Source organism: Lacisediminihabitans profunda (assembly GCF_008040105.1).
In the GTDB taxonomy this organism is placed as follows: domain Bacteria; phylum Actinomycetota; class Actinomycetes; order Actinomycetales; family Microbacteriaceae; genus Lacisediminihabitans; species Lacisediminihabitans profunda.
The window spans coordinates 1-203 of the sequence record NZ_VRMG01000067.1; the positions used below are offsets into that span (position 1 = coordinate 1).

A 203-nucleotide genomic window follows, 5' to 3' on the forward strand; every position below is an offset into this window, starting at 1 on the left:
TCAGCGTCAGTTACAGTCCAGAAAGCCGCCTTCGCCACTGGTGTTCTTCCCAATATCTACGCATTTCACCGCTACACTGGGAATTCCGCTTTCCTCTCCTGCACTCAAGAAAACCAGTTCGGACCCCATCACGGGGTTGAGCCCCGCACTTTTAAGATCCGCTTAGTTTCCCGCCTGCGCTCCCTTTACGCCCAATAATTCCG

1 rRNA gene is annotated in these 203 nt (G+C 53.7%); it reads right to left on the bottom strand.

The window, feature by feature from the left end:
• Window positions 1-203: ribosomal RNA gene (locus FVP33_RS19075) — 16S ribosomal RNA — on the bottom strand; the annotation flags it as partial.